The organism is Micromonospora yangpuensis (genome assembly GCF_900091615.1).
Classification (GTDB): domain Bacteria; phylum Actinomycetota; class Actinomycetes; order Mycobacteriales; family Micromonosporaceae; genus Micromonospora; species Micromonospora yangpuensis.
In genome coordinates, this window is record NZ_FMIA01000002.1 from 1223420 (window position 1) to 1245491 (window position 22072).

The 22072-nt window shown below is 71.9% G+C and carries 22 protein-coding genes and 1 pseudogene; 8 read left to right on the top strand and 15 right to left on the bottom strand.

Annotated elements, in window-relative coordinates; genetic code table 11:
* Positions 1-126: 126 nt before the first annotated feature.
* From GA0070617_RS05850 to GA0070617_RS05860, 3 genes are read right to left on the bottom strand one after another with little or no spacing between them, the layout of a single operon-like run.
* The gene (locus GA0070617_RS05850) at positions 127-1860 is read right to left on the bottom strand and encodes an ABC transporter ATP-binding protein (protein ID WP_091434676.1); all 1734 of its coding nucleotides are present in this window, start codon (positions 1858-1860) and stop codon (positions 127-129) included.
* On the bottom strand, positions 1854-2324 hold the full coding sequence (locus GA0070617_RS05855; RefSeq protein WP_091434678.1) for a MarR family winged helix-turn-helix transcriptional regulator: 471 nt from the start codon (positions 2322-2324) through the stop codon (positions 1854-1856). Before GA0070617_RS05855 ends, GA0070617_RS05850 begins: the two co-directional genes overlap by 7 nt.
* A 25-nt stretch (positions 2325-2349) precedes the next feature.
* A complete protein-coding gene (locus tag GA0070617_RS05860; RefSeq protein ID WP_091434680.1) occupies positions 2350-2796 on the bottom strand; it encodes a DoxX family protein in 447 nt (148 codons plus the stop codon).
* A gap of 116 nt (positions 2797-2912) precedes the next feature.
* On the opposite strand from GA0070617_RS05860, the gene GA0070617_RS05865 reads away from it, so the two are divergent.
* The gene (locus GA0070617_RS05865; RefSeq protein ID WP_175440450.1) at positions 2913-3494 is read left to right on the top strand and encodes a TetR/AcrR family transcriptional regulator; all 582 of its coding nucleotides are present in this window, start codon (positions 2913-2915) and stop codon (positions 3492-3494) included.
* Between the two features lie 73 nt (positions 3495-3567).
* Here the strand turns inward: GA0070617_RS05865 and GA0070617_RS05870 are convergent, their stop codons facing one another.
* Positions 3568-4080, bottom strand: a complete 513-nt coding sequence (locus GA0070617_RS05870) for a MarR family winged helix-turn-helix transcriptional regulator (RefSeq protein WP_091434684.1) — start codon at positions 4078-4080, stop codon at positions 3568-3570.
* Positions 4081-4134: 54 nt separating this feature from the next.
* On the opposite strand from GA0070617_RS05870, the gene GA0070617_RS05875 reads away from it, so the two are divergent.
* Positions 4135-5769 (top strand): MFS transporter, encoded by a 1635-nt coding sequence (locus tag GA0070617_RS05875; protein ID WP_091434687.1) that lies wholly within the window; start codon positions 4135-4137, stop codon positions 5767-5769.
* Here GA0070617_RS05875 and GA0070617_RS05880 read toward each other — a convergent pair.
* Positions 5733-7172 (bottom strand): GuaB1 family IMP dehydrogenase-related protein, encoded by a 1440-nt coding sequence (locus GA0070617_RS05880; RefSeq protein WP_091434689.1) that lies wholly within the window; start codon positions 7170-7172, stop codon positions 5733-5735. The genes GA0070617_RS05875 and GA0070617_RS05880 overlap by 37 nt on opposite strands.
* 67 nt (positions 7173-7239) lie before the next feature.
* The gene (locus GA0070617_RS05885; RefSeq protein ID WP_091445961.1) at positions 7240-7836 is read right to left on the bottom strand and encodes a LysE/ArgO family amino acid transporter; all 597 of its coding nucleotides are present in this window, start codon (positions 7834-7836) and stop codon (positions 7240-7242) included.
* A 90-nt stretch (positions 7837-7926) separates the two neighbouring features.
* Here GA0070617_RS05885 and GA0070617_RS05890 point away from each other — a divergent pair, with 90 nt between their 5' ends.
* On the top strand, positions 7927-8862 hold the full coding sequence (locus GA0070617_RS05890) for a LysR family transcriptional regulator ArgP (protein WP_091434691.1): 936 nt from the start codon (positions 7927-7929) through the stop codon (positions 8860-8862).
* 139 nt (positions 8863-9001) lie between these two features.
* Here the strand turns inward: GA0070617_RS05890 and GA0070617_RS05895 are convergent, their stop codons facing one another.
* The 7 genes from GA0070617_RS05895 to GA0070617_RS05925 all read right to left on the bottom strand — a co-directional run bounded on the left by GA0070617_RS05895 (position 9002) and on the right by GA0070617_RS05925 (position 15620).
* Positions 9002-10753 (bottom strand): acetyl/propionyl/methylcrotonyl-CoA carboxylase subunit alpha, encoded by a 1752-nt coding sequence (locus GA0070617_RS05895; protein WP_091434694.1) that lies wholly within the window; start codon positions 10751-10753, stop codon positions 9002-9004.
* Positions 10754-10944: 191 nt separating this feature from the next.
* Positions 10945-11598, bottom strand: coding sequence for an O-methyltransferase (locus tag GA0070617_RS05900; RefSeq protein WP_091434696.1), 654 nt, complete (start codon positions 11596-11598; stop codon positions 10945-10947).
* A 9-nt stretch (positions 11599-11607) separates the two neighbouring features.
* On the bottom strand, positions 11608-12264 hold the full coding sequence (locus tag GA0070617_RS05905; RefSeq protein ID WP_091434698.1) for a Maf family protein: 657 nt from the start codon (positions 12262-12264) through the stop codon (positions 11608-11610).
* Between the two features lie 9 nt (positions 12265-12273).
* Complete coding sequence (mycP, locus tag GA0070617_RS05910) at positions 12274-13440, bottom strand: type VII secretion-associated serine protease mycosin (protein ID WP_373868298.1); 1167 nt, start codon at positions 13438-13440, stop codon at positions 12274-12276.
* A complete protein-coding gene (locus GA0070617_RS05915; protein WP_091434700.1) occupies positions 13437-14873 on the bottom strand; it encodes a coiled-coil domain-containing protein in 1437 nt (478 codons plus the stop codon). The genes mycP and GA0070617_RS05915 overlap by 4 nt, the downstream gene beginning before the upstream one ends.
* Positions 14870-15328 (bottom strand): hypothetical protein, encoded by a 459-nt coding sequence (locus tag GA0070617_RS05920; RefSeq protein WP_091434702.1) that lies wholly within the window; start codon positions 15326-15328, stop codon positions 14870-14872. The genes GA0070617_RS05915 and GA0070617_RS05920 overlap by 4 nt, the downstream gene beginning before the upstream one ends.
* Positions 15329-15413: 85 nt before the next feature.
* Positions 15414-15620, bottom strand: a complete 207-nt coding sequence (locus GA0070617_RS05925) for an acyl-CoA carboxylase subunit epsilon (RefSeq protein ID WP_091434704.1) — start codon at positions 15618-15620, stop codon at positions 15414-15416.
* 92 nt (positions 15621-15712) lie between these two features.
* On the opposite strand from GA0070617_RS05925, the pseudogene GA0070617_RS05930 reads away from it, so the two are divergent.
* Positions 15713-16873: pseudogene (locus GA0070617_RS05930) on the top strand (serine/threonine-protein kinase); the annotation flags it as partial.
* Positions 16874-18235: 1362 nt separating this feature from the next.
* Entirely contained in the window at positions 18236-18451 is a 216-nt protein-coding gene (locus tag GA0070617_RS05935) for a hypothetical protein (protein WP_139135585.1), read from the top strand.
* Between the two features lie 25 nt (positions 18452-18476).
* On the opposite strand, the gene GA0070617_RS05940 is transcribed toward GA0070617_RS05935, so the two are convergent.
* Together GA0070617_RS05940 and GA0070617_RS05945 are read right to left on the bottom strand one after the other, a co-directional pair.
* Positions 18477-19229, bottom strand: coding sequence for a GH25 family lysozyme (locus tag GA0070617_RS05940; RefSeq protein WP_091434710.1), 753 nt, complete (start codon positions 19227-19229; stop codon positions 18477-18479).
* A 100-nt stretch (positions 19230-19329) separates the two neighbouring features.
* Positions 19330-19560 (bottom strand): Uma2 family endonuclease, encoded by a 231-nt coding sequence (locus tag GA0070617_RS05945; protein ID WP_268239633.1) that lies wholly within the window; start codon positions 19558-19560, stop codon positions 19330-19332.
* Positions 19561-19674: 114 nt separating this feature from the next.
* Between GA0070617_RS05945 and GA0070617_RS05950 the strand changes: the two genes are divergently transcribed.
* The 3 genes from GA0070617_RS05950 (at position 19675) to GA0070617_RS30410 (ending at position 21960) form a co-directional block, all read left to right on the top strand.
* Positions 19675-20418: a M50 family metallopeptidase gene (locus GA0070617_RS05950; RefSeq protein ID WP_091434712.1), complete on the top strand. Its 744-nt coding sequence runs from the start codon at positions 19675-19677 to the stop codon at positions 20416-20418.
* A 128-nt stretch (positions 20419-20546) separates the two neighbouring features.
* Positions 20547-21047, top strand: a complete 501-nt coding sequence (locus tag GA0070617_RS05955) for a SigE family RNA polymerase sigma factor (protein WP_091434714.1) — start codon at positions 20547-20549, stop codon at positions 21045-21047.
* Positions 21040-21960, top strand: coding sequence for a hypothetical protein (locus tag GA0070617_RS30410; RefSeq protein WP_091434716.1), 921 nt, complete (start codon positions 21040-21042; stop codon positions 21958-21960). The genes GA0070617_RS05955 and GA0070617_RS30410 overlap by 8 nt, the downstream gene beginning before the upstream one ends.
* Positions 21961-22072: the final 112 nt, after the last annotated feature.

A 22072-nucleotide genomic window follows, 5' to 3' on the forward strand; every position in this document is an offset into this window, starting at 1 on the left:
TGGGCGTCACCTCACCCTCCGGCGTCGCCCCCTCCGCGGGCTCCGGTCCGTCGGTCGGTCCCGGTCGTTCGGTGTCGCCGGGTTTCTGCTCGGGTACGGCCACTGCCCGCTCCTCGCTCTGCTCGCTCATGCCGGCACCTGCGTGGTCTGTTGGGAGGCGACGATCTCGGCGTAGGTGGGGCAGCTCTCCAGCAACTCGGCGTGGCGTCCGACGCCGACGACGGCACCGTCCTCCAGCACGATGATCTGGTCGGCGTCGATGATGGTGGAGACCCGTTGCGCCACGATCACCACCGTGGCGTCCGCGGTGACCGGCCGGAGCGCGGCGCGCAGGCGGGCGTCGGTGCCGAGGTCGAGCGCGGAGAACGAGTCGTCGAAAAGGTAGATCTCCGGTTTGCGGATCAGCGCCCGGGCGATCGCCAACCGTTGTCGCTGACCGCCGGAGACGTTCGTGCCGCCCTGCGCGATCGGCGCGTCCAGGCCCTCCGGCAGCTCCGCGACGAAGTCGCGGGCCTGGGCCACCTCCAACGCCGCCCAGAGGTCCGCGTCGGTGGCGTCCGGGTCGCCGTACCGCAGGTTGCTGGCGATGGTGCCGGTGAACAGGTACGGCCGTTGCGGGACCAGCCCGATCCGTTGCCACAGCTGCTCGCCGGCCAGCTCGCGGACGTCCACCCCGTCCACCAGCACCGCGCCGGAGGTGACGTCGACCAGCCGGGGGATGAGGGAGAGCAGGGTGGTCTTGCCGGCACCGGTGCTGCCGATGATCGCCGTGGTCTGGCCGGCCCGGGCCCGGAACGAGACCCCGCGCAGCACCGGGGCTGCCGCCCCGGGGTACTGGAATCCGACGTCCCGTAGCTCCAACTCGCCGTGTGTGGTCAACTCGCCGGCCGGCCGGGTCGGGGGCAGCACCGAGGAGGGGGTGTCCAGCACCTCGACGATCCGCTCGGCGCAGACCGCCGCCCGGGGCACCATCATCAGCATGAAGGTGGCCATCATGACGGCCATCAGGATCTGCATCAGGTACTGCAGGAAGGCGGTGAGCGCGCCGACCTGGATCGCTCCGGCGTCCACCCGCTGGGCGCCGAACCAGAGGACGGCGACGCTGGAGACGTTCAGCACCATCATCACCACGGGGAAGATCAGCGCCATCAACCGACCGGTACGCAACGCGGTGGCGGTCAGCTCGGTGTTGGCGACGCCGAACCGCTCGGTCTCGTACGGCTCGCGGACGAAGGCCCGGACCACCCGGATGCCGGTGATCTGCTCGCGCAGCACCCGGTTGACCGCGTCGATGCGGGTCTGCATGAGCCGGAAACCCGGCACCATCCGACGGATGACCGCGCCGAGCGTGACCGTCAGCACCGGCACGCTCACCAGCATCAGCCAGGAGAGCCCGATGTCCTCCCGCAGCGCCATCACCACCCCGCCGACGCTCATGATCGGCGCGGCGACCAGCATGGTGCAGCTCATCAGGACGAGCATCTGCACCTGCTGCACGTCGTTGGTGTTGCGGGTGATCAGCGAGGGCGCGCCGAAGTGGGCCACCTCGCGGGCGGAGAACCGGTTGACGTGTCCGAAGATCTCCGCCCGGAGATCCCGGCCGAAGCCCATCGCGGTGCGCGCGCCGAGCCGGACCGCGGCGATCGCGCAGACGATCTGCAGGAGACTGACCAGCAGCATCCACCCGCCGGTGCGCACGATGTAGTCGGTGTCACCGCGGGCCACCCCCAGGTCGATGATGTCGGCGTTGAGGCTCGGCAGGTAGAGCGAGGCCATCGTGCCGACGAACTGGAACAGCACCACCGCCAGCAGCGGCCGGTGGTAGGGCCGGAGATAGCCCCGCAGCAGCCGGATCAGCATCGATGACCTCCGTCGGTGGTGAGCTGTGGATCCTCGCCGTTGCCGATGACTTCGAGGAGGAACTCGCGGACCACCGCGGCCCGCGCGGGGTCGTGGTCGACCGAGGTGAGTGGCTGCTCGGCCCGGCTGGCGGTATTGACCGCGGTGACCTTCGCCCGCCCGGCGGCGGTGAGGGCCAGCCGCACGGTACGCCGATCGGTGGCGTCGCGCTGCCGAATTACCAACCCGTCGCGCTCCAGCGTGTCGATGATGCCGGTGAGGGTGGCCGGCCGGACGAAGCACCGCTCGGCGACGACGCCGTGCGGCTGCTCCCCGTGCTGGCCGATGGCGGTCAGCGCGCCGAGCCCGGCCTGGGTCAAGCCGTGCTCGTCGGCGAGGTAGCGGTTCCACCGTTGGCTCGCGACGTGCGCCGCGACCACCAGCAGTCGCCCGAGGGGCACGTCGCTGAGCGTTATCAGGTCCACACCCGGAAGCTTAGCCCCCTGACTGTCAGGGGCCAAACGATATGGTCAGGGCCGTGCCGACGAAGAGGAGCTGCAGGACGGTGCGCGGCAGGAGGGGGGTGACCGGTCGCCCGTCCAGGGTCAGTCGACGCCGCGCGGCCGACACGTTCGCCGGGAACATGGCGACCATCAGCACCGCCAGCGCGGCGGCCGTCGGTCGGGCGGTGGTCGGGAGGAGCAGGCCCACCGCGCCGGCCAGTTCCAGTACGCCGGTGAGGGTGACCAGGAGGTCGGGTCGGGGGAGTCGGGGCGGCACCATGGCGATCAGGTCCGCCCGGCGGCGGGGGGTGAAGTGCGCGATGCCGGTCAGGATGAAGAGGGCGGCGAGGCCGACCCGCAGGGCCGGCTGCCAGGCGTCGAGCGCGTCCACGCCGAGCAGGCCGGCCAGCCGGGCCAGGGCGGCGCCGACGATCAGTGCGAGCAGGGGTGCCACGGGACCTCCTCCGTCCGGAACTTGTCAGTGACAAGACTTCCTCGCGGATCGCTATCTTGTCAATGGCAAGATTCTCCCGAGCTGTCATCTTGTCAACGACAAGTTATTCTTTCCGGGTGACCGGACCACGTGCGTACCATCACGGCGACCTGCGCCGGGTCTTGCTCCGCGCCGCCGTGACGGCGCTCGACGAGGTCGGGCCGGCGGCGCTCAGCCTGCGCGACCTGGCTCGGCGGGCGGGTGTCTCGCACGCCGCGCCGGCCCACCACTTCGGCGACAAGGCCGGGCTGCTCACCGCCCTGGCCGTGGAGGGCTTCGACCTGCTGGCCGAGGCACTGCGAGCCGCCGGCGGCGACCTGCTCGACGCCGGCGTGGCGTACGTCCGGTTCGCGGTCGACCACCGCGCGCACTTCGAGGTGATGTTCCGGCCGGAGCTCTACCGGCCCGACGACGCCGCGGTGGTCGCCGCCCGGGCCAGGGCCGGTGCCGAGTTGCGCGCGGGGGTGGGCGGCCGGTCGACCGGCCCGGCCGAGGAGCGGGAGGCCGACGTCCTGGCTGCCTGGTCGATCGTGCACGGCTTCGCCACCCTCTGGCTGTCCGGCGCGTTCCCCGAGCGGGTCGGCGCGGACCCGGAGGCCGCCGCCCGGGTCGTCATCCGCCGGCTCTTCACCTCCCGCCCCGAGTCGGCCGACAGCTGACGGGCGCCGAGCGGCTGCGGGTCGCGCGGGTCCGGCCCCGGACCGGACTGGCCGCGCAGCCTCGGCGCCGGGGTCAGGCCGGGCGGCGGGGCGGGTCGGTGGGGCTGGCCGCGGCGTACCCGCGCATCACCTCGGCGACCTCGCGCAGGAACGCGGTGGTGGCGGCGGCCTGCTCCGGGGTGAGCCGGTCGACCGCCTGCTCGATCCCGGCCAGCATCGGGTCCAACGCCTCGACGACCTCGGTGAAAGCCTGCTCGGTGACCTGCAGGGCGACCCGGCGGCGGTCGCCCGGGTGCGGGGTCCGCTCGACGTGGCCGGCCTGTACCAGGCGGTCGACCAGGGTGGTCGCGGAGGCGGACCGGATGCCGAGCCGGTTGCCCAGCTCGACCGGGCCGAGCGGCTCCGGGCTGGAGACGAGGTGGTCGATCGCGGCGGCGTCGGTCGCGCCGATGCCCAGCCGTCTGGCGAGGGCACCCCGGGTGTCCCCGGCGGCCCGGATCACCGCGCGCAGGGCGCGGGCGGTCTCGCTGCGGCCCGGACTCTCCCGGGGTCCCTGGTGTGTCGACGTTGACCCGGTGCCCGCCATGGGTAGAAGCTAGCAGCACAGGTAGCTAGATAATCTAGCAATCAGGGAGGCGTCGTGCCGACTCAGGGACGTGGGCGCTGGTGGGGACTGCTGGCGATCAGCCTCGGCGTCGCGACGATCATCGTGGACGCCACCATCGTCAACGTCGCCGTACCGGCGATCATCGACGACCTCGGCATCACCTCCAGCGACGCGCAGTGGGTGCAGGAGGCGTACATCCTGGTCTTTGCGGCGTTGTTGCTGGTCGCGGGCCGGTTCGCGGACCGGGTCGGCCGGCGGCGGATCTTCGTGGTCGGCGTGGTGGTCTTCGTCGCGGCCAGTGTGCTCGCCGCGCTGGCCGGCTCGGGCGAGGCGCTGATCGGCGCCCGGGTGCTGCAGGGACTCGGCGGCGCGATGATGCTGCCCACCTCACTGTCCCTGCTCAACGCCACCTTCACCGGCCGGGAACGGGGCACCGCCTTCGCCATCTGGGGGGCCACCATCGGTGGGGCCGCCGCCCTCGGGCCGTTGCTGGGCGGCTGGCTCACCACCGAGTACTCGTGGCGCTGGGCGTTCGGGATCAACGTCCCGGTCGGTGTGGTCGTCGTCGCCGCCACGCTCGCCCTGGTCGCCGAGTCCCGCGACGAACGCGCCGAGCGCGGCGTCGACTGGCTCGGCGCGCTGCTGTCGGTGCTCGGCACCACCGGCGTGGTCTTCGCCCTCATCGAGGGACGTAGCTACGGATGGTGGCGGCGCGAACAACCGTTCCGCCTCTTCGGGCTGGACTGGACCAGCGACATCTCACCCGTGCCGGTCGCCGCCGGGCTGGGCCTGCTCGCCCTGACCGCCCTCGTCGCCCAGCAGTGGCGCCGCAACCGGGCCGGGCGGCCCGCCCTGCTCGACCTGTCGCTGTTCGGCATCGGCTCGTTCCGCAACGGCGTCGTCGCGGCGGCCATCGTCAGCCTCGGCGAGTTCGGCCTGCTCTTCGCGTTGCCACTGTGGTACCAGAACGTCCTCGGCTACAGCGCCTTCGGCACCGGGCTGGCCCTGCTGCCGCTGGCGGTGGGCAGTTTCCTCTCCAGCGGGCTCGGCGCGCTCCTCACCCGACGCTTCGGCGCCGTGCGGGTGGTCCAGGTGGGCGTCGCCGCCGAGCTGGTCGGGGTGGCCGGGCTCGGGCTCGTCGTCGCACCGGACACCACCTGGTGGGCGCCGCTCGGCCTGCTCTTCGTCTACGGCGTCGGCGTCGGACTGGCCACCGCCCAGCTCACCGGGGTCTCGCTGCGCCAGGTGCCGGTCCGGCAGAGCGGACAGGGCTCCGGGGTGCAGAGCACCGCCCGGCAGGTGGGGTCCGCGTTCGGCGTCGCGGTCCTCGGCACGGTGCTCTTCGCCAGCCTCGGCGGCATCCTCGGCGACCGCCTCGCCGACCAGCCCGGCCTCGACCCGGGCCAGCGCGACCAGATCGTCACCGCCGTCCGGCAGAGCGGCGGCGCGGCCATCGGCGGCCTCGCCGCCGACCCCCGGACCGCGGCCGTCGCCGAGGAGGCCCGTACCGCCTTCTCCACCGCCACCCGGTACGCGGCCTTCGCCGCCGCCGGCTTCCTGCTGCTCGGCCTGGCCGCCTGCGCGCGGCTGCCCCGCGAAGCCCCCGCTTCCGAACCGGATGCGGGCGCCGGTCACCAACTGGTGGGCAGGGGCATCCCCTCGGTGTAACCGGCGGTGCTCTGCACGCCGACCACCGCCCGCTGGTGGAACTCGGCCAGGTTGCGCGCCCCGGCGTAGGTGAACGCGCTGCGTACCCCGGCGATGATCTCGTCGATCAGGTCCTCCACGCCCGGCCGCTGCGGGTCGAGGTACATCCGGGCCGAGGAGATGCCCTCCTCGAAGACCGCCTTGCGGGCCCGGTCGAAGGCGCTGTCCTCGGCGGTCCGCGCGCTCACCGCCCGCGACGAGGCCATCCCGAAACTCTCCTTGTACCGGCGACCGTCCTCGTCGGTGTAGAGGTCGCCGGGGGACTCGTACGTGCCGGCGAACCAGGAACCGACCATCACGTTGGACGCCCCGGCGGCCAGGGCGAGCGCGACGTCCCGGGGATGCCGTACCCCACCGTCGGCCCAGACGTGCCGCCCCAGCTCACGGGCGGCCCTGGCGCAGTCGAGCACGGCGGAGAACTGCGGGCGGCCGACCCCGGTCATCATCCGGGTGGTGCACATCGCCCCCGGACCCACGCCGACCTTGACGATGTCCGCCCCCGCCGCCACCAGGTCACGCACCCCGTCGGCGGTCACCACGTTGCCGGCCGCCACCGGCACCGGCGGGTCCAGCGCCCGGACCGCCCGCAACGCGGAGATCATCCGCTCCTGGTGGCCGTGCGCGGTGTCCACCACCAGGGTGTCCACCCCGGCCTCCAGCAACGCCCGGGCCTTGCCGGTCACGTCACCGTTGATGCCGACCGCCGCCGCGATCCGCAGCCGTCGCCGGTCGTCCACCGCCGGTCGGTAGAGGGTGGCCCGCAACGCGCCCTGCCGGGTCAACACCCCGATCAACCGGCCCGCGTCGTCCACCACCGGCGCCAGCCGGCGGCGGGCCGTCGAGAGCCGGTCGAAGCCGGTACGCGGGTCGGCGTCGGCCGGCACGGTGTGCAACTCGGTCGACATGACCTGCTGGACCTGCGCGAACCGGTCCACGCCCTCGGTGTCGGCCTCGGTGACCACCCCCAGCGGCCGGTCCTCGTCGTCCACCACGATCACCGCACCGTGCGAACGCTTCGGCAGCAGGTGGATGGCGTCGCCGACGGTGTCGGTCGGGCCGAGGGTGATCGCCGTGTCGTGCACCAGGTGCCGCTGCTTGACCCAGCCCACCACGGTCGCTACGACCTCGATCGGGATGTCCTGCGGGATCACCGCGATCCCACCCCGCCGGGCCACCGTCTCGGCCATCCGCCGACCGGCCACGGCGGTCATGTTCGCCACCACCAACGGGATCGTGGTGCCCGTACCGTCGGCGGTGGCCAGGTCCACGTCGAGCCGGGAGCCGAGGTCGGAGCGGGCGGGCGCCATGAAGACGTCGTTGTAGGTCAGGTCGTGCGCGGGAACGGTGTCATGAAGAAACCTCACCTGGTCATTCTTCCCGCGAACCGCCCGCCGCGCCCGTCGGTGCCGCCGCAACCACCGGTAACGGTGGTCACCCCAGCAGCAGCGTCGCGGCCACCACGACCATCACCACCGCGATCAGGCCGTCGAGCACCCGCCAGGCCCCGCCGCGCGCCAGCAGCGGCGCCAGCCGGTGCGCACCCGCGCCGAGCGCGGTGAACCAGACCACGCTCGCGGCCACCGCACCCAGCCCGAAGACCCAGCGGTACGCCTGCTGCTGGGCGATCCCACCGAGCAGCAGCACCGTGTCCAGATAGACGTGCGGATTGAGGTACGTGAAGGCGAGCGCGGCCAGCAGGGTGGCCCGCAACGTGGCCGGTGGCCGGTCCGCCGGGGAGAGCGTGTCGGGGCGCCACGCCCGACGCAGCGCCAACCCCGCGTAGCAGAGCAGGAAGGCGGCCCCGCCCCAGCGGATCGCGGTGAGCAGGGTGGGCTGGCCGGCGACCACCTGACCGACCCCCGCGATACCGGCGGTGATCAGCAGCGCGTCGGAGACGGCGCAGGTCACCACCACCGGTACCACGTGCTCCCGGCGCAGCCCCTGGCGCAGCACGAAGGCGTTCTGCGCGCCGATGGCGACGATCAGGGCGAGCGAGATGGAGAACCCGGCCAGCGCCGAGGTGACCAGTTCGGTATCGGTGGAGAGCACCAGGTGACGGTACGAGCGGGTGGTCACACCAGTCCAACTGAACTTTCTGCACTGCCATAAGCTGAGCTGATGGAAAGGCTGGACGCCACGCAGCTGCGTACCCTCGCCGCCGTGGTGGCCGAGGGCAGCTTCGAGGCCGCCGCCCAGACGCTGCACGTCAGCCAGTCGGCGGTCAGCCAGCGGATCCAAGCCCTGGAGGCCACCGTCGGGCAGGTCCTGGTCCGGCGCAGCCGCCCCTGCCGGGCAACCACCGCGGGCCAACCGCTGCTACGGCTCGCCGGGCAGCTGCTCCTGCTGGAGCGGGAGGCGTTGACCGAGGCCCGCGGCCCGCTGACCGGTACGCCCCACGCCCCCGGCGCACCCGTCCGTACCCGGGTGGCGGTGGTGGCCAACGCCGACTCCCTGGCCACCTGGTTCGTCACCGCGCTGGCCCGGCTCCCGGCGGAACTGGCGGTCTCCTTCGACATCCGGCAGGACGACCAGGAGCACACCGCCGAGCTGCTCCGCGACGGCTCGGTGATGGCCGGGGTGACCGCCCAGCGGGTAGCGGTGCAAGGCTGCCGGGTACGCCCACTCGGCGCCATGCGCTACCTCGCGCTGGCCGCACCCGCCGCGGCCGCCCACTGGTTCCCGGACGGCCTGACCGTCCCGGCCCCGCCTGCGGCGGCTTTGGCGCTTGCGGTGGCCCCGGTTGTCGTCTTCGATCGCCGGGACCGGGTGCAGCACCGGTTCATCCGGTCGCTGGTCGGGCGGGACCTCGACCCACCGGTGCACTACGTGCCGTCGGTGCCCGCCTTCAGCGAGGCGATCCGCCGTGGCCTGGGCTGGGGCCTGGTGCCCGAGCAGATCGCCCACGCCGACCTCGCCAGCGGTGCCTGCGTGGACCTCACCCCCGGCCGGTACGTCGACGTGCCGCTGTACTGGCAACACTGGCGGCTCGACTCACCGGTCCTGGACACCCTCACCGACGCCGTCCGCTCCGCCGCCGCCGACGCCCTACGCTGAACCGCGCCGTAGCGCCTTCCGCCGTAGCAACCCCCGCCGTAGCGCCTTGCGCCATCACGCCTTCCGCCGGTAGCGCCTCGGGCCCGAGGTGTGAGCGGGGTGCCCCGCTATACCGAAAGCGTTAACAGGGGGCCCTTCCTTACGAGATGGTGCAGATGGGGGTGCCGGCGGTGATCACCGCGCCGACCTCGGCGGCCAGGCCGTTGACCGTGCCCGCCCTGTGGGCGTGCAGCGGCTGCTCCATCTTCATCGCCTCCAGCACCACCACCAGATCGCCCTCGGTGACGATGTCGCCGTCGGCCACCGCGATCTTCACGATCGTGCCCTGCATCGGGGAGGTGAGCGCGTCCCCGCTCACCGCCGCGCCGGCCTTGGCCCCGCCGCCGCGTCGGGCCGGCTTGCGGGCACCGGGGACGGCGCTGGTCGTACCACCGCCGAAGCCGGCGGGGAGGCTGACCTCCAGCCGCTTGCCGCCCACCTCGACCACGACGGTTTCCCGCTCGGCGGCCGGCTCGGCGGGGCCGGCCACGGCGGCGAACGGTGGCACGGTGTTGTCGAACTCGGTCTCGATCCACCGGGTGTGCACGGTGAACGGCTCGGCGGTGAAGGCCTCGTCGCGCACCACGAGCCGGTGGAAGGGCAGTGCGGTGGCCATCCCCTCGACCACCATCTCGTCCAACGCCCGGCGGGCCCGTTCCAGGGCCTCGGTCCGGGTCTCACCGGTGACGATCACCTTGGCCAGCAACGAGTCGAAGTTGCCGCTGACCACGTCACCGGCGGCGACGCCGGTGTCCACCCGCACCCCCGGTCCGGTGGGCAGCCGCAGTGCGGTGACCGTGCCCGGGGCGGGCAGGAAGTCGCGGCCCGGGTCCTCCCCGTTGATCCGGAACTCGATGGCGTGCCCGCGTGGGGTCGGGTCGGTGGTGTGCCGTAGCTGCTCCCCTTCGGCGATCCGGAACTGCTCACGGACCAGGTCGATGCCGGCGGTCTCCTCGGTGACCGGGTGCTCCACCTGCAGCCGGGTGTTCACCTCCAGGAAGGAGATGGTGCCGTCCCCGCCGACCAGGTATTCCACCGTGCCCGCGCCGTGGTAGCCGGCCTCCCGGCAGATCGCCTTGGCGCTGTCGTGGATCTGGGCCCGCTGGGCGTCGGTGAGGAACGGCGCGGGTGCCTCCTCCACCAGCTTCTGGTGCCGGCGCTGCAACGAGCAGTCCCGGGTGCCGACCACGATCACGTTGCCGTGCTGGTCGGCCAGGACCTGCGCCTCGACGTGCCGGGGCTGGTCCAGGTACCGCTCGACGAAGCACTCGCCCCGACCGAACGCGGCGACCGCCTCCCGGGTGGCCGACTCGAACAGCTGCGGGATCTCCGTCATGCTGCGGGCGACCTTCAGGCCACGCCCGCCACCACCGAAGGCGGCCTTGATGGCGACCGGCAGCCCGTGCTCGGCGGCGAACGCCATCACCTCCTGCGGGTCGGCGACCGGGTCGGCGGTGCCGGGGACCAGGGGAGCGCCGGCCCGTTGGGCGATGTGCCGGGCGGTCACCTTGTCGCCGAGGTCGCGGATCGCCTGCGGGGTCGGCCCGATCCAGGTCAGCCCGGCGTCGATCACCGCCTGGGCGAAGTCGGCGTTCTCGGAGAGAAAGCCGTACCCGGGGTGGACGGCGTCCGCGCCGGAGCGGGCGGCCACGTCCAGCAGCTTGTCGATCCGCAGGTACGTCTCGGCCGCGCTGTCCCCACCGAGGGCGTACGCCTCGTCGGCCCCGGTGACGTGCAGCGCCTGCCGGTCGGAGTCGGCGTAGACGGCGACGCTGCCCAGCCCGGCGTCGCGGCAGGCCCGGATGACGCGGACGGCGATCTCGCCGCGGTTGGCGATGAGTACCTTGCGCACCTTGGTGGCTCCTCCCGGGAGGTCGTTGACCGGGAGTGTATCGGCCCCACTACGCTCACCTAACGATCGCTAAGTGTGGCATTCTGCACTCCACCCCAGCTCACCGCCACCCACCCCCACCTGCAAGGAAGGGCCCCCTGTTAACGCTTTCGGTATAGCGGGGAACCCCTCTCACACCTCGCGGACAGGCGTCAGCGGACCCGGGCCAGGGTGAGGCCGTCCGCCACCGGCAGCATGACCGCCTCGACCCGGACATCGGCGAGCACGTCGTCGTTGAAGGCGGCGATGGCCCGGTCGGCCTCGTCCCGGGGCGCCACCACCCGGCCGCCCCGCAGCACGTTGTCCACCAGGATCAGCCCACCCGGCCGCATCCGGGGCACCAGCTCCGCCCAGTAGACCGGATAGCCGGTCTTGTCGGCGTCGACGAACGCCAGGTCCAGGTACCGTTCCTGCGGCAACTCGCGCAGCGTCTCGGCGGCCGGCCCGATCCGCAGCTCGATCCGGTCGTCGACCCCGGCCCGCGCCCAGTAACGCCGGGCGATGCCGGTGTACTCCGTCGAGATGTCGAAGCAGGTCAACCGCCCGCCGTCGGCGAGACCACGGGCGATCGCCAGCGACGACAGCCCGGTGAAGGTACCCACCTCCACCGCCTGCCGTACGCCGGCGATCCGGGTGAGCAGGGTCAGGAACGCGGCCTGCTCCGGCGCGATCTGCATGCCGGCCTCCGCCGGCAACGCCGCCAGGGTCTCCTCGGCCAGGTCACGCATGATCTGGTCCGGCGGCGATCCGTGCGCCACCAGGTACGCGTGCAGTTCATCGGTAAGCGGCAGCGACTTCAAGGTCATGCCTGGACGTTAGACCAGTGGTTGCACCGATTGTCCGCCCGGCGCGACCTTCGTCCACAGATCGACGATCCGCAGCCCCAGGTCGGCGAGCAGCCGGCGCAGCAGCGGCAGTGACAAGCCGACGACCGTACTCGGGTCGCCCTCGATCCCGTCCAGGAACACCCCGCCGATCCCGTCGATCGTGAACGCACCGGCCACCGCCAACGGCTCACCGGTGGCGACGTACGCCGCGATCTCCTCGTCGTCGATCTCGGCGAAGTGCACCACGGTCGAGGCGACCGCCTCGGCCCGCCGCCCGTCACCGACCTCGATCAGGCAGTGTCCGGTGTGCAGCACCCCGCTACGCCCCCGCATCCGCTCCCACCGCCGGCTGGCGTCCGCCGCGTCGACCGGCTTGCCGAGAATCTCCCCGTCGAAGGCCAGCACCGAATCGCAGCCGATCACCAACGTCCGCTCGTCGGCACCGGTCCGTAGCCGACCGAGCACCGCCTCCGCCTTCAGTCGGGCCAGCTCCAGACACAGATCCTCGGCCCGCTCGCTGACCACCTGGGACTCGTCGACCCCACTGACCAGCACGTCGGGCTCGATCCCGGCGGCCTGCAGCAACTTACGACGGGCAGGGCTCGCCGAGGCGAGCACGAGACGTAACGGCATCGAGTCAGGCACGCCCCGAACCTACCGGCTGATCCTCGGCGGTGGATCGTCGCCACGACGCCGACGCCGGACCACGTACGCCCACGCTCCGCCGCCCACCACCAACACCCCGAGCGTGACCAGACCGCGCACCGTCGACCCGTCGCCGCCCGCCCCCCGACCATCCGCCACCGGCCCGGCCGCCGTCGAGGTCGGTCCCTGACCCGCCGACGCATCCGCCGTCGGCAGTGCCGACCAAGACGGGGGTACGTCTGCCGTCAGCGCCGCCACCAGATCGATCACCCCATACCCGTACTGGTCGTCCCGACCGGGCGGCCCCTTGTCGACAGCGGTGTAGGTGAGCCGGTGTACGACCTCACGTGCCGGCAGCGACGGGTACTTCGCCCGAATCAACGCCACCGCCCCCGCCACAATCGCAGTGGCCCCGCTGGTGCCGGTTCCCTTCGAATACTTGCCCTGGTAGCTGGTGCTGTAGAGGTCGACAGCGGGCGCAACCACATCGATCTCCGGCCCGGTAACCGAAACAGTTGCGTGGTTGCCCTCCCGATCGATGCCTCCCACCGCAACGACGCCGGGTTCGCTGGCCGGGTACCCGACAGCCTGCTCCCGGGGCTGATTCCCTGCGCCCGCAACTACAACAATATTTGAAGCGGCTGCTTGTCGGACTGCCTGAGTAAGTCGAGGGCTGGAGCCTCCACCGCTGGAGATGCTGATGACATCTGCGCCGCGGGAGACAGCATACTCAACGCCTTGAGCGAGGGCCTCCGGGTCGCCATCTGCCAGCGGCGGGGAATCATAGATGGGAAGGATCTTTGCCTTTGGTGCGACCCCTAGAGCGCCGAGTTGACCTTGTCCGTGGGCGGCGATGAGGCCAGCCATGGAAGTGCCGTGACTGTCCTGGTCGCGTCGGCCGTCCCCGTTGCCCCCGGGAATTATATCTGTTCCTGGAAGAAGGTTTTCGCGAAGGTCGGGATGGGGATCAACGCCCGTATCCGGGACGGCTACTAAGATTCCTTCACCCTTGCCGAATTTGTGAACTTTAGCAATTCGCAGGAATTGCAAGTGCCATTGCTCTCCTCGAATTCTCTCAAGGTCTGGATTTTGGTTGAACTGGAGACTGTTGGTGGGCGGGGCGGCTGCCAGAGTTAGTGCAATAATGGCCAGGAAGCGAAACGCGTAGGATGTCAACGGTTCAGGCCGATTGCCGGACCAGGATCGATCGGACCGTCCTCGTCTGGCGGCCGGACTACCGGCGCAACCCCCTGATCGGTCTCCCACGGGTGATCGGGATCCCAGTGGCGTGAATCGGCATCTTCGTAATCTCGGCGACTTGGTCGGCTAGGAGCGGCACCAATTCCCGGGGCGCCGCCAAGCCCGAAAGCACCACCACCCGGTGTCATGCCGTGTCCGTTGAAATGAGGTCCTCGCCCGGAGTTGGGACGCGAACCGGCCCCACCGGTCGGCCCAGTGCCAGCACCACCGCCACCGATGAGACCTCCGATGGGATTTACCCGCCGAGGTGGGACGCCCCCGGGTCCCGGCTGTCCCAGGCCCATTCCTGGTGCTCCGCCGATGATGCCGCCGGGCGGCATCGCTCGTGGCGGGGGCGGCTGCACGGTGTGAGGGGAGCCGGTCCCTAGCCTTCCGACCGGACTGTGAACGGGGCCGGGTAAACCCCGGCCTGTCGTGGTGCCAGGGGAGACAATTGGTGGTACGCCCAACCCGAGACCAGGCGAAGGCGATGGCGCAGCGGGCATGGTTGCCGGAGATCCGAGGTTCACGGCTGCCGGAGCCGGTATCAGTCCACTGCCGGTGCCCCCGAGTACTGGACCCACCACTGGTGTGGACGATCCCGCTGCCGGTCCGCCCAGCACCGGGCCTGTAGTCGGCGCGGTGGGTGTGGAGACCGGCCCGATCGTCGTTGCCGGATTGTTCGACGAGACGTTTCCGGCCGCCGGAAGCGGCACCGGGACAATCGGCGGAATTATTGGTGCTTGGGTGCTCGTTATTGCAAACACGTCAGGGTCAGTATTTTGAATCGGAGAGCGTGGAAGAGGTGGTTTTTGGAGCATTACCTGGGCGTGTTGGAGTTCGCTGCCGAGCCCCGACATCATGCGGCGGGCCTGTGAGTTCAGTGCCTCCAGGTCGGCGTCGCTGACCGGTGGCCGTGCCGGTAGGCGGCTTCCCGCCACCGCCTTCGGATCGGCGACCATCGTCTCGTACGCCTGCTTGTCCTGGCTCTTCGCGACGTACTGGTCGTAGATCTTCTTCAGGTCGTTGCGGGTGGTGGTGATGGCCTGGGTCGCGGCGGAGAGCGCGGTGTAGTTCGCGGCGGCGGCGTCGTGGGTGCGCTGCACCCGGTCGATCAGATCGTCCAGCTCGCCGAGGTAGGCGCGGGCGGCGGCGTTGGTCTCGGGCGGCCAGGCCTGGGCCAGGCCGCGACGGTACTCGTGCAGTCGACCGAGGTGGGTGGTGGCCAGGTCACAGACCTTGCGCCAGCCGGCGACCTGCTGCCACTGGGTGGTGGTGTCCTGGTCCTGCAGGCAGGCCCACATGTTCGGCACGCTCATCAGGTGCCAGTCGGTGAGCCCGGCGGTGCGTCCGCCGCCCCGCTCGATCATGGGAGCACCACCGGGCCGGCATCGTCGGGGCCGGTGGGGTCGACCAGTCGGGGCGCGGGGACGGGCAGCGCGGGAGTGTGCGCGCCGGCAAGGGCCTGTTCGACGTCACCTACCCGGGCGGCCGAGAAGGCGTCGGTCTTCTCGTACTCCCGGGCGACCGTGCCGGCGGCCTGGGCGAGCCGGCCGGTCATCCCGCCCACGGCGTAGACCGTGTCGGTGGTGGCCTGCTGGGTCTCGTGATGGGCCCGGAGGAAGTGGACCAGCTCGATGAACGCGTCGCAGGGATTCGGCAGCTTCGCCTGCATGTCGTGGGCGATGTACGCCAGGTGCGGTGCGTAGTTCTTCTGCACCTCGGCTTCGAGCTTCACCGCGAACTCGCGCAGCTGGCGGATGTCGGCCTCGATGCTGCCGTAGCCGCTCAACCAGGAAGCTGGGCGGTCCTCCTCCGGGATCATCGACCCTCCCCATGCGTCACGGCATCGTCTCCCTGAGTGAGATTAGCCGCTCCCAGGTGGCCCGTCAGCCCCGCATCCCGGTGTCTCAGCGGGGCAGGCCGGAGGCGCGCCACCCGCCGGTGCCGCGGGTCGCACCGGCCGGGTGGGCGCTGCGGGCCCAGGCGGACGCGGTGGGCCGGACGGGCGGGGCGCTCGGACGGGACCGGGCCGCGAGCACGCCCACCAGGGCGACCAGTTCCTCGTCGCTCGGCACGCCCCGGACCACGCGGAACAGCGGCTCTTCGGATGACATGGCATCAGGGTACGCGTCGTCCTGCCGACCTTTGTGGCACAGTGGCGTGCCGCCGGTGTGAGCGTCGCACCCGCCGGGTACCGTCTCTGGCGATGTCTGACGCGCTGCCCCAACTTGTCGCCAACCGGTACCGGCTCATGTCGCCGCTCGGTCAGGGCGGCATGGGACGGGTGTGGAAGGCCCGCGACGAGGTGCTGCACCGGGACGTCGCGATCAAGGAGTTGGTCCCGCCGCCCAGTCTCACCGACGAGGAGCGTCGGGAGATGCGGGAGCGTTCGCTCCGGGAGGCGCGGGCCATCGCCCGCCTCAACAACATCAACGTGGTACGCATCTTCGACGTGCTGCGCACCGACGGCGACCCGTGGATCGTCATGGAGTACGTCGCCTCGAAGTCGTTGCAGGACACCCTCGCCGAGGACGGTCCGGTGACACCGGCGCGGGCGGTCGAGATCGGGCTGGGCGTGCTCGGCGCGCTGAAGGCGGCGCACAAGGCCGGCGTGATGCACCGGGACGTCAAGCCCGGCAACGTGCTGCTCGGCACCGACGGTCGGGTGGTGCTCACCGACTTCGGGCTGGCGACGATTCCCGGCGACCCCAACGTGACCCGGACCGGCATGGTGCTCGGCTCACCGGCGTACATCGCTCCGGAGCGGGCCCGCGACGGCACGGCCGGGCCGGAGGCCGACCTCTGGTCGCTGGGCGCGACGCTCTACGCCGCGGTCGAGGGCAAGTCGCCGTACGCGCGGCCGTCGGCGATCGCCACGTTGGCGGCGCTGGCCACCGAGCCGATGCCGCCGGCGAAGAACGCCGGTCCGCTCAAGGCGGTGCTGAACGGTCTGCTCCGCAAGGACCCGGCGCAACGCATCGACGCCGAGGTCGCCGAGCGCCTGCTGCGCCGCGCCCGGGGCAAGCGGACCCGGACGATCGCGCTGCTCGACGGGGTACGTCGGCCGGGGCCGAACGGTCCGCGGGAGCCGCGTCCCCTGGTGGTGCCGGCCCCGCGCCCGGAGCCGCCATCCGCGAGCACGCCGCCGACGAAGCAACCGCCCGCAACCACGCAACCGCCCGTGGCCAGGCCGACGTCACCGGCCCCCCGGTCCACGACGGGTGCCGTCGCCGGCGCGGCAGCCGGAGACGCCACCGCCAGGGTTCCCGCTCCGACCGGGCCGACGGACGCGGTCGACGCCACCGCGAAGATGCCGCCCGGTGGCGCGGGCGACGCCACCGCGAAGATGCCGCCCGGCGGCGCGGCCGACGACAAGACGACGGCTCTGACCAACGGGGATACCGACCGCACGACCGCAGCGGCCCCGACCACCGGCGACGACTCCGCCGCCGCGGCCAGCGGGAGGAAGACGACCGGCGCCGCCGGTACGGCCGGTGGCAAGGCTGCCGGTGGTGCGGTGGCCGGTGCCGGTACGGCTGGCGGATCGGACGCGGCCGGCGGTTCGGAGGCGGTCGGAGACACGACGGCCGGTGCCGAGGCTGGCGCCGTCGATCCGGCCGGCGGTGCGGCCACGACCAAGCTGCCCTCGCCGGATGCCGCCGGAAAGACCGGTGCGACCAACTCGATCGGCGCCGCCGGCGCGGCGGGTGCCGCCGCCGACGTCGCGGCGACCGCCAAGGTGGACCTGCCGACGACCGGCGGGGCGTCGACCGACGGCACCGGCAGCGGATCGCCGGGCGGGTCGGCCGGGCCGTCGGCGAAGCGGGCTCCGGTCGGCTCCGCTCAGACCAACCCGACCTCGGTGCTGCCCCCGGCCACCTCGTCGTCCGGGCGGGCCCCGGTGCGGCCCGGCGTGGCGGCCGAGCCGACCGACAAGCGGCGCAATCTGCTGATCGGCGTGGTGGCGGTGGTGCTGCTGATCGCGGTCGCGGTGGCGGTGCCGCTGTTGAACTCCGGCGACACCGAGAGCCCGCCGAACGAGCAGGCGGCCGGCACCAATGCCGTGCCGACCGCCGCGTCCGAGCCGGCCGCTCCCGCACCCACCAGCGCCGCACCGAGCCCGTCCGCCAGTCCGAGTGTCTCGCCCAGCCCGTCCGCGCCCAGTCCGACGCCGAGCGCCCCGGCGCAGCCGGGTCTGCCGGCCGGCTGGAAACTGCACCGGGACCCGGCCGGCTTCAGCGTGCCGCTGCCCGACGGTTGGCGGCGCAGCAGCCCGGGCCGCAACACCGTCGTCTTCACCGAGCCCGGCGGGGTGGGTGAGCTGCTCATCCAGTGGACCAGCAGCCCGCAGGAGGACGCGGTCGCGGACTGGCGGGCACAGGAGCCGAACCGGAAGAACTTCGTCCGCAACTACCAGTACATCGACATCAAGCGCTGCGACTACTACATCACCTGTGCCGACTGGGACTGGCGGGAGACCCGCGACGACACCCGGATCCGGGTCCGCAACCGGGGCTTCGCCACCGCCAGTAACCGTGGGTACGCCATCCGCTTCGAGGTCGCCGACCGGGACTGGTCGGCTCAGCTGGCCAACTTCGATCTGATCACCAAGGGCTTCGTGCCGGATCGCAAGGACTGACGCCGGGAATCGCACCGAGCGTGACATTCACGCATGGGTCGTACCCCAGCTGGGTATCTCATCTCCTGAGGACGGAAGGAGGTGCGACCGATGAGTTACCGAAACCGGGCCAGCAAACCCTGCGTGGCCCTCTGGATGCTCATGGCGCTGCTGCTGGTCGCCGCCGGGATACCCACAATGATCGCCCTGCTCGGTGCCATCACCGCGACGCTCGTCGTGTTGTCCGGCTGGCTGCTGGTACGCCGCGGCGGCCTGGCCCGGACCGAGACGTCCGCAGCCCCGCTGCCCGCCCGCCGTCGGGCCTGACCCCCCGCACGTAACGCCTGTCGAGTCAGGTGTTGTTGGCCAGGGCGATCAGGCGGGTGCGGTCGCCGTTCCAGTTGTTGCGGTCGACGCCACCGCTGATGCCGGAGACGCTGCCCGAGTCGGTGTACTGCCAGAAGCTCCAGACCGACGCACCGGCCGGCAGCGCACCCGGGGTGCTGGACCAGCGGGCCAGCCAGAGTGGATGGTTGGCCCACGGTCCGGTCCAGCTGCCGGTGCACTGGTTCCACCAGCTCGTGGTGGTGTAGATGACCGCGTACCGGCCGGTGCGCGAGCGGTAGGTGGTCAGGAAGTCCTGGATCCAGCTGCGCATCGCGGTGGTGCTCAGGCCGTAACAGGTGCCGCCCGCGTACGGGTTGGCCTCGACGTCGAGGGCCGCCGGCAGGGTCCGGCTGTCCGCCGACCAGGCACCGCCGTTGCCGGCCAGGAAGTTCGCCTGGGTCGCCCCGGAGGAGACGTTCGGCCGGGCGAAGTGGTACGCCCCCCGGATCACCCCGGCGTTGTACGAGTTGACGTAGTTCGTGTTGAAGTTCGGGTCCCGGTAGGTCGTACCCTCGGTTGCCTTGATGAAGGCGAACTGGACGCCGGAGTTACGGACGCTCGTCCAGTTGATCGCTCCCTGGTAGTGGGAGATGTCGATGCCGGGTGTGGTGGCCGCCGCCGCCGGGCCGCCGGTGACGACGAGCGCTGCGGCGCTGGTGGCGAGCGCGGCGAGGCCGGCAGCGAACAGTCGGCCCAGCGATGATCCGGTACGGAGCATGGTCCCTCCCCAGGAACGCCTGTCATAGACGTCCATCTTTGGAGGAGGGTTGCCTGTCACGCAATAGATGACGACAGATTTTACGGCGCGGACACGAAGGTCAGCGCAGCGTGGCCGGGTCGATCCGCCAGCGGAACGGCTCGGTGACGCAGAGCTCCTCGCCCGCCTTGGCCACCTGGTCCTCGACGTAGTGGTCGCCGGTCAGCCGGAACAGGCGCAGCGAGTGACTGTCGCCGTCCTGCTCGGCCAGCAGGTACCAGGGAATCCGGGCGATCGCGTAGAGCTGCATCTTGAGCACCCGGTCGGCGGCGGCATCGCCGGGCGAGACGATCTCACCGAGTCACCGGCCGCCACCTCCGACTCCGCTCACCACCCGGTCAGTCTCCCGTACCCGGATCCGGTGGGTTGGCAGTGACACCCGACCAGGCGGGTAGGCTCGCGGGCCATGCCCCTGATCGACGGCCTGACCTCCCTCTGGGACCGGTTGCTCAGCGCCCAGCCCGACCCGCCGCAGTGGCTGGTGCTGCTCACCGCCGCCGTGGCCCTGGTGGTGGTCGCCACCCGGTTGCCGTGGCGGATCGCCCGCAACACCATCACCATCGCCCACGAGGGCGGACACGCCCTGGTCGCCCTGCTCACCGGCCGGAAGCTGCGCGGCATCCGGCTGCACTCGGACACCTCGGGGTTGACCCTCTCGGCCGGCCGCCCGTCCGGGCCGGGGATGGTGCTCACCCTGTTGGCCGGGTACGTCGCGCCGTCGCTTGTCGGATTGGCCGGTGCCTGGCTGCTCGGCGGCAACCGGATCACGCTGCTGCTCTGGGTCGCGGTCGCCCTGCTGCTGGCCATGCTGCTGCTGATCCGCAACGTCTTCGGCGTGGTGTCCCTGCTGGTCACCGGCGGGGTGGTGCTCGCCGTCAGTTGGTACGCCTCCCCGCAGGTGCAGGCCGCGTTCGCCTGGACCGGAGTGTGGTTCCTGCTGTTCGGCGGCGTACGACCGGTGGCCGAGCTGCAGCGGATGCGTACCTGGGGTCGGATGCCGGAGTCCGACGCGGACCAGCTGGCCCGGCTGACCCCGTTCCCGGCGCTGTTCTGGGTGGCCCTTTTCGCCCTGGTCAACCTGCTGGCCCTGGCCGTCGGCGCGGCTCTGCTGGCCGGCCCGGTGCTGAACGCCGCCGGCCTCACCGGCTGACCGCCGGTCCGCGCGGATCTCTTCGACAGCCGGTCGGTGCGTGCCGAAGGTCGACGCGGATCGAACTGCCGGCAACCATCCCGCTACGTCACGCGTGTCACCTGTGAGGCGACACGGGGAGGTAGCAGGTGGCTGACGTCGAAGGGTTCGACGAGTTCTATCGCGGCAGCAGACAACGGCTCCTCGGCTTCGTGTACGCGCTCACCGGGAACCTCGCCGAGGCGCAGGACGCCGTGCAGGAGGCGTACATCCGGGCCTGGCAGCGTTGGTCGACGGTGAGCGGGTACGAGGATCCGGAGGCCTGGACCCGGGTGGTCGCCTCCCGGGTCGCGGTGAGCCGCTGGCGCAGCCTGCGCAGCCGGGCCCGCGCCTACCTGCGGCACGGGGCCGTCGAATCCGTCGCCGCCCCGAGCACCGACACCGTCGCGGTGGTCGCCGCCCTGCGCCGGCTGCCCGAGGGACAGCGCGTCGCCCTCGCCCTGTACTACCTGATCGGCATGCCGGTCGCCGAGGTGGCCCGGGAGACCGAGGCCCCCGTCGGCACGGTGAAGGCCCGGCTGCACCGCGGCCGGGCGGCATTGGCTGACCTGCTCGCTGTTTCCGACCTGGAGGAGGTCACCGATGCGTGAGAACCTGTCGCTCGTCGCCCAGATGCAACGCGACCTGCGCGACGTGCGGTGGCCGGAACCAGCGGAGATCCGGGACCGGGCCCGGCGGCGCAGCCGTCGGAGGGCGGCGGTGGTGGCCGCCATCGTCGTGGCGGTCGCCGTGGGCTCCGCCAAGGCGGTGGTGGGCGGGCCCGGCCGGGACGTGGTCGTGCCAACGGGGGTCGACCGGCCGCCCTCCACCGCTGCGGCGGCCCCGGCGAGGCGGGTCGAATTCTCCCCGGCGGCGCTGCTGACGTCGAGCGACGTGCGGGTGCCGACCAACCTGCGGCTCGGGGAGTCGGGGATGGGTAAACCGGTCCGGTTGGACGGGCTGTTGGAAAGCTGCCTGGACGAGCGGGGACTGCCGCCCCGACCGGAGTCCCGCTACTCCCGCTCGCAGACCCTGCTGCAGACCGACCCCGGTGCCGGCCCCGGGGCGACCGGTACGGTGGTGGTCAGCCAGGACCTCTACCGGCTCGCCCCGGCGGAGGCCAACGGCTTCTTCGTCGAGCTGGAGCAGGGCGTGGCCGCCTGCGGCGGCTGGGCGTCGGAGGGCGGTGAGTTCTCCGACAACGGCACCCTCCACCTCGTGCGGTCGACGCACTCCTGGCAGGTCGCCGCCCGCGGCTTCGCCGGGACGGAGGCGGTGCTGCTGCGGTACAGCGGGTCCCGCTCACCGAAGGTGGGCCGGGACACTCCCGCCAACTTTGAGTCCCCGACCGATGTCACGGTCATCGTCCGGGTCGGCGATCTGGTCAGCGTCATCGTGCCGGCACCCGACCTCGGCGTGGACCGCCCGGAGGCGGGCAAACTGGTCAGCCGGGAACGGCTGCTCGCCCTGGGCCGGGCGGCCGCCGACCGGATGTGCCTGGCCGCCAACCCGGAGTGCCGCTGACCCCACGCAGCCCCCGCGCGGCCCCCGCGCGGCCCATGCCGGCCCCCCCCGCGCGCTGATCGGCGCGGCGGCGGGTCGCCCCGGACCGAGTGTTTGGAGGGGCCCCTTCCTA

Coding starts and splice junctions, on each gene's coding strand:
- GA0070617_RS05870 (WP_091434684.1), bottom strand. CDS start 4,080: ATGGCGGGCACCGGGTCAACGTCGACACACCAGGGACCCCGGGAGAGT.
- GA0070617_RS30410 (WP_091434716.1), top strand. CDS start 21,040: ATGCGTGAGAACCTGTCGCTCGTCGCCCAGATGCAACGCGACCTGCGC.
- GA0070617_RS05940 (WP_091434710.1), bottom strand. CDS start 19,229: ATGCTCCGTACCGGATCATCGCTGGGCCGACTGTTCGCTGCCGGCCTC.
- GA0070617_RS05850 (WP_091434676.1), bottom strand. CDS start 1,860: ATGCTGATCCGGCTGCTGCGGGGCTATCTCCGGCCCTACCACCGGCCG.
- GA0070617_RS05925 (WP_091434704.1), bottom strand. CDS start 15,620: ATGTCATCCGAAGAGCCGCTGTTCCGCGTGGTCCGGGGCGTGCCGAGC.
- GA0070617_RS05915 (WP_091434700.1), bottom strand. CDS start 14,873: ATGATCGAGCGGGGCGGCGGACGCACCGCCGGGCTCACCGACTGGCAC.
- GA0070617_RS05950 (WP_091434712.1), top strand. CDS start 19,675: ATGCCCCTGATCGACGGCCTGACCTCCCTCTGGGACCGGTTGCTCAGC.
- GA0070617_RS05920 (WP_091434702.1), bottom strand. CDS start 15,328: ATGATCCCGGAGGAGGACCGCCCAGCTTCCTGGTTGAGCGGCTACGGC.
- GA0070617_RS05890 (WP_091434691.1), top strand. CDS start 7,927: ATGGAAAGGCTGGACGCCACGCAGCTGCGTACCCTCGCCGCCGTGGTG.
- GA0070617_RS05900 (WP_091434696.1), bottom strand. CDS start 11,598: ATGACCTTGAAGTCGCTGCCGCTTACCGATGAACTGCACGCGTACCTG.
- GA0070617_RS05935 (WP_139135585.1), top strand. CDS start 18,236: ATGAGTTACCGAAACCGGGCCAGCAAACCCTGCGTGGCCCTCTGGATG.